Below are 14,391 nucleotides of genomic sequence, written 5' to 3'. Positions count from 1 at the left end.
TCCTCCTACCAGAACACGCTGGACAGTTTGTTACCGATGTAATTCAGCTCATTCCTTGCCCGATTCCCAATGTCATTGGCGACGTTTTCGACCCCGTCCCATACTTCGCCGGCGGCGTCCACCGTCCAGTCGACCGCCGCATTAGCGGCATCTTTCGTGTGATCCACCAAGCTCTTGGGCGGCGGGCCCCCGAATTCATAATTCATCGCCATGTCTACCCCGAAGCCTACGCCCGCCCCGACTACCGTCCCGAGCGGCGGAGCGATCAGAGAGCCGACTGCCGCGCCGGTAGCGACCGCAGCGGCCGAAGTGCCGACATCGACAACGGTGTCCACGACAAAAGTCTTCATTGCCTCTCCCGAATACTCCAGCTCCCCGGTTCTCGGGTTATAGAAGTTATCGGTAAAATTTCCTGCAACCGTTAGAATGTCACCAGCAATTCCCATTCCTTTCATCGCTTTGTCCAGCTTGGTCGCGCCCGCCCACCCCGTGTAGTCGTTCCAAACCTTCGCATCGTCAAGCCAAGCATCCGTAAACGTCGATCCAAATACAGTCCACTTGGACTTGCCGAGATTGTTCACGTAATCATTTAGACCCTCGATGTTGGTATTGCCGAACAGGTCTGAATATCTCGTATTGAACCGATCGGTCGTATAATCATACAGACTTACCCCTCTATTGTTGAGCCGTTTCGTAAGCGCCTTGTTCCAGTCCGACACCGTTCCCAGCCGATCCGTCAGCAGGCTCTTCAGCTCGTTATAGGTCCAGTCGCCTTTGATCACCTTGACCATCATCTTGCCGTTTTCTTTATAAAACTGAATTTTCATTCCCTTATATTCACTATAAATCTTGAACAAATCCGCACCCAATCCAGCATATTTAAGACTCTCGTCCAGCGGATCCGCGAAGTAAGCTTGCCACCACGGAGTTTCCTTCCAAGGAGACTTGACCGATTCGGCTTCCCGAACCAATCGGTCTTCGTTGCGGTTATAGAGCAGCGGGGAATTTTCCAGAAATGCCGCCCACTCCTTCAACCACCGGTCGGTTTTCTCCAAGCTTCGATTGACCTTGGACAATCGCGCTTCAATGCCTCTGCGCGCCTTGATCTGGGAATCGATTCCCGAACCTGTCCCTGAGATCCCGAGCTTCGCATTCATCAGTCTGCTCGAATGGCCGAGGGCATTCAATCTGACCGATCTTACCTTATCCAGGTGAATATAGATGAGAGACATCTGTTCAACCCTCTCCCTCTTGTTTACTTCGCCGGTTCATCCTTCCCCGAACCCGGACTCACCATCTGTACGACGACGAGGGGGACGATTGAGCAGCCGCGGCTCTGGCGGCCGCCTCCCGCTCCAAGGCTGCTCTGGCCGCGGCTTCTCTGGCCAGCTCCTCCTGCCTGATCTCGTTGGCGACGCTGACGATATCGCCGCTTAATGATTGCAAATCGGAAATCGTCTGCGACAATTCGCTTAGGATACGATCGACGGCGGCGTTCGCCGATCTCATTTCGTCCGCTTGCCATGCCTGATTCAGAGCGGCTTTGTCTTGGGTTAATCCATTGACCACTTCCCGCAAGGCGGCCGCATGGCTCTGAAGCGAACTTGCTTGGGATGCAGCCGTGCCCACGTGAATCCCCATTCTTCTCCACCTGCCCGTTGAGATTGGGCAATTCCTATCGGGATCAGACTAAGCTCCCGACAGGAATTGCGCTTTCGGCTTTACTTAAACGCGCTAGCGTTGTTATTGATTTTCGTTTCTGTATTGTCGTAGTTGGTCACGGTCACATCGAGGAAGGTTTTATACGATTTGACAACTTCCCTGTATTCCTCGAATCGTGGAGCAAGAGCGTTGAATTTGCCGCGAATCGTCGTGGAGGCGTCGCTCTGCCAGCTTGCTTCCAGCGCGTTCATTTCTTTTTTGATTTCCTCCAGCTTTGCGCTGAGGCTCTCGTTCAAGGTATGAATCGTGCTTGCCGTCTTCGATACCTCGCCTAACGAAATCAGAATGCCGTCTGCCATGGTTATGCCCTCCTTAGGGATGATGGATTAGTTGGCCAAACGCTTGGCCTGATTGATCGCTTCGTCCTGAGTGTCCTTGTAAGCCTTGGCGCTCAGCTTGAGAAACTCGGAATACTGCCGCATAAGAGCGGTCATGTTCTGAAAATCGTCCGTGAAGCCCTTGATTTGATTGACGAACGCGATATTGTCGGCGCCCTGCCAAGCGGCTCCCATGCCATCGACTTCGCTGAAGAGCTGTTGATACAGCTTCTCATACTCACCCGAGTGTGCATCCATCTTCTGAGCTGCGGATTCGAGCTTTGCCGGACTTACCGTAATCTTTCTTGCCATCTTGAATTGCTCCCTTCAAAATTTTTTTATATTAACATCAGCCTGGAGCCGTTCATTAAGCCCAACTCCAGAACTGATTGGTTAATATCAAGCACCATGCCGGTCAGCTTATCGCAGAGCACCGTATCCGGCGAAGCGACAAACTGGCCGTCGCACAACTCCTTGAAGGCTCCCGACAGCAGAGCCTCGACTTCGTACAGCTTGAGACTTACCGGAATATAGACATCGAAGCTTCGGTCCACGACAGGGATATAGATTTCCACCAAGATTTTATCCATCCGCCGTCTCCTCCGACTCCGCAGTTACAGAGGTTAACAATTTAATCAGCGTCGGCTTTCCTTTCAATAGTCGATAGCCGAATTGGTCCCCGATTTCCTGATACAAGTCGTTCGTTAGCTTCGCAATCTTGAGCTGATACTGATCGGAAATCCCGTTGCCGAGCCAGATTCCGTCGCTTAGCGAAACCTTGGCCTTAAACCAGCTTTCATAGGCTACGGAGGAGATGCTGCCTACTGAGTCGCTAATAATAAAGCTGACCTGATAGGCTGTATCGCCCTTTTCGAGCAATACCCTGAGCTTGTCCTTCGCATCCTCGGATATTTTCGACATAAGACCGGACAGCGAATGGATGATGCAGGTTACGGCATCGAAGGCCGGCGCGGCTTCCCCCTTTTCCTTGGCATCCTTGAAGGAATTGTTGCGGAATACGAGCATCTGGAACAATTCATTCACACGCTCCTCCAGCTTCGCTTCCGCCGCTACGAGCGTATAAGAACGGCCTTCCTGATCGCGGAAGCGTTCATCCGGATCGAGGACAAGCACGGTCCCCGCCGACTTGGCGGCCAGCACCTCGGCAACTCCCTGAATGAAATCCGCTCGGTCGTTGCTCTGGGACAGAACGAGATTGATGTAGGCCTGCTCAAAGCCGTAATAAGCGACGGCGAGGCTGTTCTTCTCAATGCCGATCGGAATCCCGCTCTGACGACCGTATCTCCATTCATCCGCCAAATAATCGAGGTCCACGCGCTCCGGCAGAATTGGAATTTTCGGCGCTCCGGCCTTCGTCCAGCCGCGCGCGCGTTCCTTGCAGTATTGGCGCAAATAATCGAAGGTTCGCTCCACGTCCCGATAAACGTGAGCGATCTGGAATTCGTACACGCGATCGGATTTGATAATTCCTCTGCCCTTGAATTTGGAAGGATAGATGCCGTCCACATTGCCGAGCACGCCGGAATAATCGGTCACATCGTTTAATTGCAGCACGAAGAGCTGCTTGAAATTTTGCATAATCCGGTAGCGCACCGCTCCGGTATTCGCTGCGGTCAACACAAAGTAAATGCCGTACTTCAATCCTTCGCGCGTCAAATACGAGATCGCCTCTTCCTTGTCGTCATAGGTCTCCGCGAAAGCCGAGTAATTATGAATGGCTACGACAATCGACGGCAGGTCATCCTCCACAGCCTTCAGATAAGACTGAAGATCGCCGCCGTAATCGGCGAACAGCTTCTTTCTGCGCTCCACCTCGCGATAAAGCATCTTGAACAGATTGTTGATTTTCTCCGCTTCGTGCGACAGAAGAACATCGCCTACATGGGGAGCTTCGGCGAACGCCCGCAGCGTCTCCGAACCGAAATCCAACAAATAGAAGTTCACCTCCGAGGGGGTGTATTCTTCTATGAAGGAGTAGAGTAAAGTCGTCAGGAAAGTCGTCTTGCCGTTGCCGGCGGCTCCGTAGATAATCGCGTTTCCTTCCTGCGTCAAGGGAAAGGTCATCACGAACTGCCGCTGATTGGCAGGATCGTCAATCTCCCCGATCACCGGATTAAGCCGGGAAGAGCTCGTCTGCGGCGTCTGATATTTGCTCTTCAGCTCATCGACGAAGACCAGCGCCGGAATCGGCTCCAGCCAGAGCGGCCGCACCCGGATTTGCTCTTCCGCCGCGATCGCCGCCAAATACTTGTTGATCTCGTCAATTTGCTTGGGCGGGTTAGCCGACGTTGATCTTCGCTTATCGATTCGAACCTGCTTCGTCACCCTGCCCAGATTGTCAATCACGGCGACGCTGTCGTCCTTATGCTTCTCCAGCCGGTCCGCCGGGTAATAAGGAGCCCCCGCCCAGGCGGATTGTCCCAAATCGAACAATTCATTAAAGCCGACCTGGACGAAATAACGCCCCGTCACCGACAGCTCGGCGGCGTCCGGTCTCTTAATGACGTCCATGCTGTCCGCTTTCTCTTGAACCTTGAGACAGATTCTGAACTTGCTGTTGCTCCAGATTTGATCGTCTACGACCCCCGACGGCTTCTGGGTAGCCAGAATCAAGTGCACGCCCAGACTTCGCCCGATCCTCGCCGCGCTGACCAGCTGCTCCATGAATTCCGGCTGCTGCGTCTTCAGCTCCGCGAATTCGTCCGATATCATATACAGATGCTGCAACGGCTCCTTGACCTGGCCTTCCCGGTACAGCTTCTGATACTTGTAAATATCGATATTGCTGATTCCCACCTGCTTGCTCGTCTCGCTGAAAATCGATTGGCGGCGCTTAAGCTCGCTCTGAATCGAGATTAGCGATCGCTTCACCGCCGCGCCGTCCAGGTTTGTAATCGTGCCTGCCAGGTGAGGCAGATTTTCGAATGCGTTCGCCATGCCTCCGCCCTTATAGTCGATCAGAATAAAAGCGACCTCGTCAGGATGGTAGTTGACGGCCAGCGAAAGGATAAAGGTCATGATGAACTCGCTCTTGCCGGAGCCGGTCATTCCCGCAATCAAGCCGTGCGGACCGTGATACTTCTCATGCAGGTCGAGCTTGAACGGCTCCCCCCTCGTATCCACGCCGATCGGCGTCTCCAGCGATTGGGTCGGATCGTTCTCCTTCCAGCGGGTCAAGGCGTTGAGATGTTCGATTTTGCCTACGCCGAACATTTCCAGAAACGTCAGCATCGTCGGCAGAACAAAGGCGGATGTCGCCGATTCGAGATGCGTATTCGCCAGATTGGTCGCCAGATCATGCTCATCCTGCTTCAAATAGAAATCCGGCTGGAAAGCGATATGCTCGCCGGAAATATCGTCCTTGTCAAAAATCTTGGAGGCATGACCCCCGAATTCCACGACCATGGAGCATTCCTTGGGCAGATGCTTCAGCTCATCGTAGAGATGGATGACGCTGATGCCCAAATGCTCCTTCCGCTTGTACAGCGAGTTGAACATCTCCGCTTTGGCGGCCAGGCCCTTGTTCATGGCGAATATCAAGTAATAAGGGCCTGTATTTCTGCGCTCTTCCTCATCGAGCTCTTCTCGTCTGGCGATTTCCTTCTCCAGGAAGGAGGACAGCTCCTTGGCCTCGTTCGGATTCGTCGCCAGAAACCGGATGCCTTGCTCCTTGTTCCACACATGCGGCAGCCATTTGACGAACTCCCATGTCGCCCGCTCGCTCTTGTCGAACAGAAAAACGAGCTTTAATTCGTCATAGCTGTGCAAGGCCGTCAACTGCCATATCACTCCCTTGACCAGATCTACGACGCTGGAGCGGGTGCCGATAAAGCCGCAGAACCAATCCTCCGATAAAGAGAGCGTTACGGGCACCTGCTGCAGCACCTTCGGCTGATCCGCCAGCTTGTACAGCTCGTCCTGGAGATTATCGTCATCCATCGTAAAGCGCTTTTCCGGATATTTCACGTCGGCATTCAGCGGCAGCTGCCCGATGCCAAGCCGGACCTTCAGGAAATCGTTCTGTCCGCTTGTTCTTTCCCATAAATTCCGTTGCCGCTGCCGAATTCTGGATACGCAATCCTCGATCGTGACATGGTTTTCGTGCAGGATCCGGCTTTGCCGAATGCCCTCGTCCTCAATCTCCCGACCGACCTCGCGAAGATACGACTGATATTTTTCCTGCCTCTGCTTCTCCCGTTCCCTGCCCTTTTTCGCCTCATGCCTTCTCGTCATAATCGGCCACAGAATTGTTCCGATCAGCATGCTGGAGGACATGACCAGCGTCGGCAGGGCGGTTCTTACGCTGCCGCCGGAGCTCATCGCATTCTGTAGGGTAAAGATGCCCATGAATGCCGCGGACATGCCCATTGTCATCGACGGACCCAGCATCAGCATAAGCGGAGTCTGCTGCTGGGCGGGTCTGGCCGGAGGGGGATCAATCTTGATCTCTACCCGCTCGATGTCGCGCTTGAAGCGGGGGGAGCGATAGAACGATTGCCCGACAACGCTTCCCTCATCGCCGCCCTCCTCCTCTTCTTCTCTGCGTCTAACCTCCTGCTTTTGAAAGGCAGTCAGCGTCTTCGGCCGGCAAACCACGAGACCGTCAGGGTTGTTAACTCCGATAAATCCTTGTCCGACAACTAGCTTCAAGCCGATCATATACACGACGTCTCCCGGATAGAGCGCCTGCTGCTGAACCCGCTTGCCGTTCACGAAGGTTCCGTTGGAGCTGCCCAAATCCCGTATCGAGATTTCCGTCCGGGTAAGGATCAGCTCGGCGTGCTTCGAGGATACGTGCTTATTGGCGTAATAAATATCGCATTCCTCGGCGCGGCCGATCGTAAGCTTCCCTTGGACAGGGAGCACCAGCTTCTGGAAGCATTTGCGGTCCTCCGATACCGGCTCGGAGTACAGCCAAGCCGTCTGATGCGTCTTCTTCAGGAAAATGCCGTAGAAGCTGGGCGCATCCAGCTTCAGCTCCTTCATGCGGCGGTTGTCGGGCCCTTGTACGAACGCGTGCTTGTTCGATTTGAGAATCCATTCCCCGTCGATGCCTTCCACACCGATGAGCTGTTCTTCAAACCCTTGCTCGTTAATATGGGAAATCCAGTACTGTCCCTTTTGCTTCTCTGGCAGAACGCATGTGAACAGCTCGTTATCTTTCAGCAAGGACAGTTGCATTTCTTGTTTCCTCCAGTCGCTGAGTCCTCTGGAATTCTATCTATCATTCACGTCTACGATCCGGTAACCGCGCTCCAGGCAGGAAATCGTCCAGATTTCCTCCATCTCATCGCCCAGCGCCATATAAATCCCTTTGCTCGCCTTTACCGGAACGTGATAAACCTGCTTGCGGATAATCATCCAGTCCGGATCGTGCTCGATTACGCTCCATCTTCTTCTGCGATATTTCCGAGTGCCGAACATTTTGGGCGGATTCTTGAAAATTCTCTCCAGCAGCTCATGACAGACCTCACCGGCGGCAAATCTGCTAAATCTGCCAATTTCCGTCGTTTCATGTGCTAAAATGTAAGCATCGTCGGCGTTCTCCAGAAATTCTAGCAATTCCTCGGAGATCAGCTCGCATCTCCCCGGCACCCTCTCGGCAGCGCTTTTCTTACTCTGGTAGACGGCTGCTCCGGCTGCCGCTGCGACTGCCAACAGGACCATCGCCGCATAAATCACGCTGCACCACCGCTTTCCTTCCGAAAGATCACTTCAACGCGCAAGGAGTTGACAGGGTTGAGAACAAAAGAGCTTACCTTCGCCGAATTCGCCTCCAGGTTCGGAACCGATGTCGTTGCGGCCGGTTCCTTCTCCTACTTCGAATGCGACAACGGAATCGGAATTATCAGAGACAACCGGCAGCGAACGATCGAGATTATTGCGTCTGCCGACACTCCGCTGCCTGAACTGTCTCCGGAAGATGAGCTGCAGCTGCTATCGCTCGTATGCGGCGACTACGAGGAAGATATCTCGATTCCCTCCAGCGACAATCTGTTCGATTACGAACAGCGCGACCGCAGTGTTCGCTATCGCCTTAACGCCATCTGGATCGGCTTCGGCGTGTTCGTCACAGCTTGTCTGGTCATTTACATAAGCATCTACAAGTAAATCGCCCTCATTTTTTCAGCTTTCCGTCTATCGGAATAGCCGCTGCCAGCCGAGGCTGCCTGGCGGGGGAGGACGAATGGGCTCTGACCGGAGACAGATTAACGGCCCCCGCCAGCTTGACTTCGATGAAGCGCTTGGTTTGCTCGAAGTTTTCTTTAAGCGCTGCAACCGCGTTATCCGCGAGGGAGACCGCTTTTTTCCATTCGTGGCCTCGCTCGCGCGCAACCGCATTTCGTATCGAAAGCTCGTTCAGCTTGTTCAGCTCTTTCTGAATGACCTGGAGCCCGGTGTTTACCCGTTGCTCGTAGCTTCGGCTTTCCGCATAAAGCTTCTCCAGCTGCTCCAGATCAAGAAGCTTCGTTTTACCTCCCATCGCTCGTCGCCTCCATCGGTTTCTTCTCTTCACACGGCTGCTCCTTAATCAGGCGCTCCTCGATAAATCCGTTGATGTCCTGAAGCTCCCGAAGCAGCAGCGAATATTTTTCCTCCAAGATCTTAATAAAGGTCAGATCGCTCGTTTCCGCAGCTTCTTCGTACAGAGCCGTTAGGTGCGCCGCGCCGGAGCGCATTGCGGCTAGCTCGTCGACAATCGTCTGCAAAGCCTGCCGTACCTGATCTACGGTTTCTTCGGAGTCCGAAAGCAACAGCGCCGCTTGTCCTTCATTCATCTTCATCCCTCTCTCTCCATCTGTTCCGATCATCTCGACAGCAAATTCCTAGTCGCCGTTCTCTCGTCATCGGTAGAGCCGGTTCGCACGGGAGCCTGCCCGCTTAGCGGATCAAATCGGTCGCTCTGCACGGGAAAGAGCGGTACAGTATCCGTCATGGATACCGGTATAGCTAACTCAGGCTGCGCGGCCGGTCTGGGCCCCGCCTGCAGCAGCAATCCCCGCTGCTCATAGGGAAGAGCGGATACGAAAAACCTTTCCCAGGCCATTTCATATTCCTCCTTGATCGTGAGCGAGAAGGATACGCTCTTGCGAATTTCAGGCGGCTTCAAGACAAACTGCCTGACCTGAATCATCGCGGTCACCACATGCAGCACTCCGCAGATCAGCTCTATATCCCGCGCGATCTCTCCGTCTATGAGTTGCAGATAGGGAGCCAAAATATGAAGCGGCTTGGGCGCTTGCTCGTAGAACCAACGCACAGCTTCCTCGTTGCGCTGCTTGTTGCCGATCAATTCCATCAGGTCGCCGACGGCTCTGTCGTATCGATCGGTCAGGATTACGGCCTGATCGTATACGTCCCGATGAAGATAGAAATACCAGTCGTCCTTGGACAGGACCAGCGTATTCACCACCACCGGCAAATATCGCTCCTTCGAAGCTACGATCATGGGCTGCACTCTCCAGGCTAAAAGATTAGAATTGCGGGATCTACCGCCTTGCCGTTGATATATACGCCGAAGTGCAAATGGGGCCCAGTCGTTCGCGTGCCGGTATTGCCCGACTTGGCAATCGCATCGTATTGGCTTACCTGTTGCCCCTGCTCGACTGAAATGCTGTCCAGATGGCCGTATAACGTCTTGATTCCGTAGCCGTGATCCAGAATGATGTAGTTGCCCAGCTCCTCTGAATGCACGGCAGCCTCCACCTTGCCATGGAAAGCGGCCAGTACGCCCGTCCCGATCGGCGCGCTCATATCCATCCCGTAATGAAACGTGATCGCCTCTCTCGTGATCGGATCCAGTCGTTCCCCGAACGGAGAGGTCATCGCCACCGGAATTTCCAACGGTGAGCGGAAGGCGTTCACCTCCCCCAGCTCCGGATAAGACAGCGCCCGTTCGTACTTTTCTTTCTGCTGGTCAACTTCCCGGCCAAGCCTGTTCAATCTGATCTGATCCTGCGCGATTTCTTCCTCGGGAAGCTCGTATTTCGCCTTCGTCTGCGCCAGCCAGTCATTCCTTGCCTCTCGCAGACGCTGAAGCTTGGCCGCAATCGCGCGATATTCCGCGTCCAGGGCCATAATGGTCGCAACATCGGATTCTCGATGTTCGTCCATCTTTCCCTGAAGCGCCTCCAGCTCATCGACAAGGGCATATATCGCCGTATCCCGCTCCATCAGGGCGCGTTCGCGATACTGATCGGATAACTCGTAGGCGGTGGACAGCATCGTCTGCCCGTTTACCTTGCGCGCCGTCACGTTGTACTCCCCTTCCAGCAGCGCCAGCTTCTCGCCTTCGACGACAGGGTCGCTGACCGTATATCCGTATTTCTGAAGCAAGAAGGATGCATCCTCGGCATGCACAGCCTGCGCCGGCAGCAACAGCAAGAGCAGCGTAAGCCGCATCGCTTTTCGCATGGTCTCTCCTCCTTCCTCTCGCCTGTTTTATTTCATATATTCCCAATCGAACGTATATTCCGCCTGAGCCGCTTCCTCCATCGAGGAAAACACGCGATCCGGCGTCACCACGCCTGCGGGAACCTTGTCCGCGAAGGCATAATATTTGACTGAATTTCTCGTATAGCCGATCAGCATTCGCGCTTGATCGATCTTCGTTCCGGAGACGCTAAAGCCGTCTATCGGCTTTGCCGTAGTGAGATTCACTCCTTGAACAAGGATGAGAAAGCTTGGACCTTCGATCGAATTGACGCCGTTCATTCCGGACAATTGACTCGGAATGTAGAACCGATTTTTCCAATTGCCGTTCGTTTCGTTGATCCGATCGATCGCCTCTGCCATATCGTTGGCCACGAGATTGTTGATCCATCTCATCGCGTATTCCTTCGTCATCGTCACGCCATGCTCATTAGGAGGCAGGCCGTCGTACCGGGCAAGATCTGTATCCGTCAAGCGATAGGAATAATCCATGCCCATGTTCAAAGCATATCGTGCGGCGGTTGTCAGATACCGATAGGGAAGCTTCATCCCGAAGGCCAGGCGCCAGTCCTCTCCGAATTGGCTCTGCTCAATTGCCGTTGAACCGTCCTTGTGAAACAAAACGGGCCTTTGGGAGGCAAGATAATAACCGTCGAACGTCGCAACCGCCGCTGCCGGGATGTAATCCCGAACGATCGCCCGATTGGCTTCCGTAGGCGGCATATCGTAGTTGAAGCAAAACACGTCGATGAACGTATCCAGCGCCAATTGCGGATCCGCATTGAACGCTTTGTAATTTGTGTAATCCATATCGAGGCTGCCCGTGTTCAGCAGCTCCTGCGCTCCCGCGTCCGCCGCGTAATCGATCGCATACGAAAGCTTGAGCTGTTCTATCTCGTTCTTCTCCTTCTGGACATAACTCGCATAGGCCGTCAGCAAGGATGCGAAGTAAATGAGGGCGACCAGATTGATAATGCCGAAGTACCTTCCCATAACGCCCCTACTTTCTGATCATTCCGGCCAACGTCTGATCGAACTTCGCGGGAAATAGACGTAAGATCCGATTTTGAATGCGCTGGGCTCCCGTATAATCGATCGCCTGAACCTTCACCTTAATGATGTCTCCGGTATTCCAGGCCGATATGTCGTCGCTATATACATAAGAGGTATAGGTTCCGCCTTGACCGTCGGGATTCACAACCTTCATATAACGGAATATGGTCGCGTCCATCGCCATGCCGTAGGAGGAAATGCCCAAATGAAAATCGGCGAGGTCCGTATCCGTTATTCGGCCGTTATCCGTGACCTTGTCGATGAAGTTGGTCATCTCGTTCAGCACGCTGCGATTAGTCGTCAAGTCCCGATTCATCGCATTTATGATGAGCGGCGCTCCGGCCAGAAGGACAAAGGCGAGCAGCACGCCCAATATTTTATTGATTAGATCCGTCATGATCCGTCCTCCATCGCTATGCCCGCGCCAGCTTGCTTTCCTCTATCGCGAACAGCACATCCTTTACCAGCACCCCGTAGTAAATGAAGCTATCTCCTGTAGGCTCCTTGTATTTCATAAGAGAAATGATTTTGCCCTTCGTTCCTCGCTTCAGAGAGCCGTATAGGTTGCGTTTGAACTTGCATTGCGGGTCTAGGCAAGAAAACAGCTCCTCGGCCATAGAGCCGCGGGCGCTGACCGATTCCGCGATAGAGACGGTCGTTCCTTTCCGATAGACGGGAATCTGCCAGTCGAACAGCTTCATCTTCACCCCTCCTTTCGCTACGGCGTTATCGTTCTCACTTGCCAGTACGCCAGCTCCGTTGAATTGCCGTACAGCCGAATGTCGACCTCTCCGCCGCTTGGCAGCACCTGCCTCACCTGCTCGACCTGATAGGCTTTGTTCGTATAGAACGCTTCGTCCATCTCCAGCTGCAGACCGTTAATATCCAGCATGCGCGGCATGCGAGAGTTCCGGTCGGCTACGACCAGCATGAGCAGAAAATCGTTGGCGCTCGTCGGTCTGGGATTTCTCGGCACGATGACATCTTCCGTCGTTCTCGCCGTCTTCTCGATCTGAACCTGAAAGCCGCCAACCTCTCCGCGCAGGAAAGGCAAAGTGCAGGAAATCAGAATCGGCGTAAACAACGCCAATACCAGAATGAGACTTATGACATCGAAAGCATTATCCGTTTCCTCCATGTCGCTCTCCTCCTATTCCGGCGAAATCATGAGATCAAATCTGTCGCTGAATGGCGTAAGCGCGATTCGCACCTTTTTCGACAGCAATGCGAACGCCGTCAAGTCTTCCGCCTTCGCGATGGCGACGCCATAGGCGAAGCCGCCGATGTTCCTGACCGCATCTTCGTTCTTTTGCAAGACGACCAGCAAGGACGCGACAGGCACGGGCCCGTGGTCGGCCAACGCCCGCAATTCGGAGGCGTAGCTCAGCGCTTGCGTCTCGGCCACGCTCGTAGCCGCATCTCTACCGAAGCCTTGACCTAACGCGGTAAAGATCGATAGCATCCCGACCACGACGGCGACAATCATAATTTGGATCGTGACGGACAAGCTGGTGCTGACTTCGTTGTCCATATCAGAGCCTCCTGAACCAGATGCCGACAACCGCTCCGTTCTCGTCCTTCTTTAATTCAGCCGAGAAGCGGTCCGTATTGGAAATAGAGTCGAAGATTTGGGTTACCCCGGTAACGGACAGATCGGTAAAGTCCCTTCCGGCGGCGGGAGAAGGCATCGGTCTCGGCCACGGATTGGAGACGGAGTACCACCGCCACGTATAATTGCTTCCTCCCTGTCCCGGTGCGGTCAGAAATACTCTCGTCTCCGGAAAACCCTTGGACTCCGCGATCGCGGACATGACATCCTGCGCCATCAAGCGGGCGTCCTCGTTGAATTGAATATATTTGCGTTGCTCCTGCACGATCGCAACGGCAGTATCCTCCTCATGCTGGATTAGAGCGCTCTCTCTGGCCATTGAGCCGAGAACGACTATTAACGTGAGGACGAGCGCCGCCATCATGGCGCTAATACTCGCCCAGACGGTAGCCGACCATTCATTCACGATAGGCCCTCCTTTCTGATTTTCATGCTCTAGCAGCTCCACGAACCGCCTGTTCGACGGCTCATGTAGCTTAACAGAATGAAAGATTTCGCCCCGCTCGGCTACGGCTGCTGGGTAAAGCAGACGCCGACGATGGTGCCTGTCGTGTCCTTGATCAGTTGGGCCAGAAACTTGGCGGTCGGCCTGACGAATGTCGGCGTTCCCGAGCGCGTAAGCGGAAGATAGACGGTATTGAATCTCATATTTCCGTTGTCCTCAGTCTCGATATCATGAGTAAAGAAGGAATCACTATTGACTTCTCTGTTCATACCCCCTAACCGGATGTTCCCATTATCTGATGTTGTGTTTTCAAGCAACGCGCCATAGCTGTATCCTGCCATTCCATCAGTAGGAAGCGTGCCCGGAGTCGTGATCCCCATCGAAGCCGTCGTCCGCACGATCGCAGCCACCGGGCGGCCTTCAAACAGCTTAATCGCCGAGATGACCTGCGTCCCCGACAAAATCTTCTGGTCATAATCGTCGAATTGGGCCAGCGACATCGAATCCATCGAGTTTTGCACGGTCGTAATGCCCTGGTTCGTCGTGCCGCGGGTAAAGCCCAAAATGACGAAAATAACGGAAATAATAACCCCGATCACGATAAGCGCAATGGCTATTCGCGCTCCTGATCCCAGTTCGCCTTCCATTGTTTACTCACTCCCCTAGGTTCTTTGTTTACTCTTGCGAGTCTTGCCGTTTGCCGCCAAGGATCGGAGAATCCTTGGCCGCGCGCCTGATTCACCTCCTTGTGCGCCCGAATACGAAGATGCAGCCTCCGGCAATGAGCAATG

Annotated in this window: 19 protein-coding genes; 1 reads left to right on the top strand and 18 read right to left on the bottom strand. The window is 53.9% G+C overall.

From position 1 onward, the window contains the following. Positions 1–5 precede the first annotated feature (5 nt). From ACFO1S_RS05100 to ACFO1S_RS05070, 7 genes are all read right to left on the bottom strand, one after another. Complete coding sequence (locus ACFO1S_RS05100; protein ID WP_204603310.1) at positions 6–1,232, bottom strand: hypothetical protein; 1,227 nt, start codon at positions 1,230–1,232, stop codon at positions 6–8. Between the two features lie 58 nt (positions 1,233–1,290). Further along, complete coding sequence (locus tag ACFO1S_RS05095; RefSeq protein WP_204603311.1) at positions 1,291–1,641, bottom strand: hypothetical protein; 351 nt, start codon at positions 1,639–1,641, stop codon at positions 1,291–1,293. An 80-nt stretch (positions 1,642–1,721) separates the two neighbouring features. Continuing rightward, positions 1,722–2,021 (bottom strand): pore-forming ESAT-6 family protein, encoded by a 300-nt coding sequence (locus tag ACFO1S_RS05090; protein WP_204603312.1) that lies wholly within the window; start codon positions 2,019–2,021, stop codon positions 1,722–1,724. A 27-nt stretch (positions 2,022–2,048) separates the two neighbouring features. Next, positions 2,049–2,351 carry a WXG100 family type VII secretion target gene (locus ACFO1S_RS05085; protein WP_204603313.1) on the bottom strand — a complete coding sequence of 101 codons (303 nt, stop codon included), beginning with the start codon at positions 2,349–2,351 and terminating at the stop codon, positions 2,049–2,051. Between the two features lie 26 nt (positions 2,352–2,377). Beyond that, a complete protein-coding gene (locus ACFO1S_RS05080) occupies positions 2,378–2,629 on the bottom strand; it encodes a ubiquitin family protein (RefSeq protein WP_204603314.1) in 252 nt (83 codons plus the stop codon). Beyond that, positions 2,622–7,241, bottom strand: coding sequence for a type VII secretion protein EssC (gene essC / locus ACFO1S_RS05075; RefSeq protein WP_204603315.1), 4,620 nt, complete (start codon positions 7,239–7,241; stop codon positions 2,622–2,624). Before essC ends, ACFO1S_RS05080 begins: the two co-directional genes overlap by 8 nt. Positions 7,242–7,277: 36 nt before the next feature. Beyond that, positions 7,278–7,742 (bottom strand): hypothetical protein, encoded by a 465-nt coding sequence (locus ACFO1S_RS05070; protein WP_378126356.1) that lies wholly within the window; start codon positions 7,740–7,742, stop codon positions 7,278–7,280. Positions 7,743–7,799: 57 nt separating this feature from the next. On the opposite strand from ACFO1S_RS05070, the gene ACFO1S_RS05065 reads away from it, so the two are divergent. Beyond that, on the top strand, positions 7,800–8,171 hold the full coding sequence (locus tag ACFO1S_RS05065) for a hypothetical protein (protein ID WP_204603317.1): 372 nt from the start codon (positions 7,800–7,802) through the stop codon (positions 8,169–8,171). Positions 8,172–8,178: 7 nt separating this feature from the next. Here ACFO1S_RS05065 and ACFO1S_RS05060 read toward each other — a convergent pair whose 3' ends face one another. The 11 genes from ACFO1S_RS05060 to ACFO1S_RS05010 form a co-directional block, all read right to left on the bottom strand. After that, a complete protein-coding gene (locus ACFO1S_RS05060) occupies positions 8,179–8,544 on the bottom strand; it encodes a hypothetical protein (protein WP_204603318.1) in 366 nt (121 codons plus the stop codon). Further along, positions 8,534–8,845, bottom strand: a complete 312-nt coding sequence (locus ACFO1S_RS05055; protein ID WP_204603319.1) for a hypothetical protein — start codon at positions 8,843–8,845, stop codon at positions 8,534–8,536. Before ACFO1S_RS05055 ends, ACFO1S_RS05060 begins: the two co-directional genes overlap by 11 nt. Positions 8,846–8,868: 23 nt before the next feature. After that, entirely contained in the window at positions 8,869–9,510 is a 642-nt protein-coding gene (locus ACFO1S_RS05050; protein WP_204603320.1) for a hypothetical protein, read from the bottom strand. A gap of 17 nt (positions 9,511–9,527) precedes the next feature. Further along, complete coding sequence (locus tag ACFO1S_RS05045; RefSeq protein ID WP_204603321.1) at positions 9,528–10,475, bottom strand: M23 family metallopeptidase; 948 nt, start codon at positions 10,473–10,475, stop codon at positions 9,528–9,530. Positions 10,476–10,502: 27 nt separating this feature from the next. Then, positions 10,503–11,486 carry a hypothetical protein gene (locus tag ACFO1S_RS05040; RefSeq protein WP_204603322.1) on the bottom strand — a complete coding sequence of 328 codons (984 nt, stop codon included), beginning with the start codon at positions 11,484–11,486 and terminating at the stop codon, positions 10,503–10,505. Positions 11,487–11,493: 7 nt separating this feature from the next. Continuing rightward, positions 11,494–11,943, bottom strand: a complete 450-nt coding sequence (locus ACFO1S_RS05035; RefSeq protein ID WP_204603323.1) for a hypothetical protein — start codon at positions 11,941–11,943, stop codon at positions 11,494–11,496. Positions 11,944–11,959: 16 nt separating this feature from the next. Beyond that, complete coding sequence (locus tag ACFO1S_RS05030; RefSeq protein WP_204603324.1) at positions 11,960–12,247, bottom strand: hypothetical protein; 288 nt, start codon at positions 12,245–12,247, stop codon at positions 11,960–11,962. 17 nt (positions 12,248–12,264) lie between these two features. Then, entirely contained in the window at positions 12,265–12,684 is a 420-nt protein-coding gene (locus ACFO1S_RS05025; protein WP_204603325.1) for a hypothetical protein, read from the bottom strand. Between the two features lie 12 nt (positions 12,685–12,696). Further along, the gene (locus tag ACFO1S_RS05020; protein WP_204603326.1) at positions 12,697–13,077 is read right to left on the bottom strand and encodes a hypothetical protein; all 381 of its coding nucleotides are present in this window, start codon (positions 13,075–13,077) and stop codon (positions 12,697–12,699) included. 1 nt (position 13,078) lies between these two features. Then, on the bottom strand, positions 13,079–13,561 hold the full coding sequence (locus tag ACFO1S_RS05015; protein ID WP_204603327.1) for a hypothetical protein: 483 nt from the start codon (positions 13,559–13,561) through the stop codon (positions 13,079–13,081). A 101-nt stretch (positions 13,562–13,662) separates the two neighbouring features. Next, complete coding sequence (locus tag ACFO1S_RS05010) at positions 13,663–14,247, bottom strand: hypothetical protein (protein WP_204603328.1); 585 nt, start codon at positions 14,245–14,247, stop codon at positions 13,663–13,665. Positions 14,248–14,391 lie beyond the last annotated feature (144 nt).

The sequence above is a fragment of the Cohnella boryungensis genome (genome assembly GCF_042651945.1).
Taxonomy (GTDB): Bacteria; Bacillota; Bacilli; order Paenibacillales; family Paenibacillaceae; genus Cohnella; species Cohnella boryungensis.
The sequence above is the reverse complement of the archived record's forward strand: the minus strand, read 5'-3'. Positions and strand labels throughout refer to the sequence as shown.

Bases quoted from the DNA above. Each gene is read 5' to 3' on its own strand.
- ACFO1S_RS05100 (WP_204603310.1), bottom strand. From the start codon at position 1,232: ATGTCTCTCATCTATATTCACCTGGATAAGGTAAGATCGGTCAGATTG.
- ACFO1S_RS05095 (WP_204603311.1), bottom strand. From the start codon at position 1,641: ATGGGGATTCACGTGGGCACGGCTGCATCCCAAGCAAGTTCGCTTCAG.
- ACFO1S_RS05090 (WP_204603312.1), bottom strand. From the start codon at position 2,021: ATGGCAGACGGCATTCTGATTTCGTTAGGCGAGGTATCGAAGACGGCA.
- ACFO1S_RS05085 (WP_204603313.1), bottom strand. From the start codon at position 2,351: ATGGCAAGAAAGATTACGGTAAGTCCGGCAAAGCTCGAATCCGCAGCT.
- ACFO1S_RS05080 (WP_204603314.1), bottom strand. From the start codon at position 2,629: ATGGATAAAATCTTGGTGGAAATCTATATCCCTGTCGTGGACCGAAGC.
- essC (WP_204603315.1), bottom strand. From the start codon at position 7,241: ATGCAACTGTCCTTGCTGAAAGATAACGAGCTGTTCACATGCGTTCTG.
- ACFO1S_RS05060 (WP_204603318.1), bottom strand. From the start codon at position 8,544: ATGGGAGGTAAAACGAAGCTTCTTGATCTGGAGCAGCTGGAGAAGCTT.
- ACFO1S_RS05055 (WP_204603319.1), bottom strand. From the start codon at position 8,845: ATGAAGATGAATGAAGGACAAGCGGCGCTGTTGCTTTCGGACTCCGAA.
- ACFO1S_RS05050 (WP_204603320.1), bottom strand. From the start codon at position 9,510: ATGATCGTAGCTTCGAAGGAGCGATATTTGCCGGTGGTGGTGAATACG.
- ACFO1S_RS05045 (WP_204603321.1), bottom strand. From the start codon at position 10,475: ATGCGAAAAGCGATGCGGCTTACGCTGCTCTTGCTGTTGCTGCCGGCG.
- ACFO1S_RS05040 (WP_204603322.1), bottom strand. From the start codon at position 11,486: ATGGGAAGGTACTTCGGCATTATCAATCTGGTCGCCCTCATTTACTTC.
- ACFO1S_RS05035 (WP_204603323.1), bottom strand. From the start codon at position 11,943: ATGACGGATCTAATCAATAAAATATTGGGCGTGCTGCTCGCCTTTGTC.
- ACFO1S_RS05030 (WP_204603324.1), bottom strand. From the start codon at position 12,247: ATGAAGCTGTTCGACTGGCAGATTCCCGTCTATCGGAAAGGAACGACC.
- ACFO1S_RS05025 (WP_204603325.1), bottom strand. From the start codon at position 12,684: ATGGAGGAAACGGATAATGCTTTCGATGTCATAAGTCTCATTCTGGTA.
- ACFO1S_RS05020 (WP_204603326.1), bottom strand. From the start codon at position 13,077: ATGGACAACGAAGTCAGCACCAGCTTGTCCGTCACGATCCAAATTATG.
- ACFO1S_RS05010 (WP_204603328.1), bottom strand. From the start codon at position 14,247: ATGGAAGGCGAACTGGGATCAGGAGCGCGAATAGCCATTGCGCTTATC.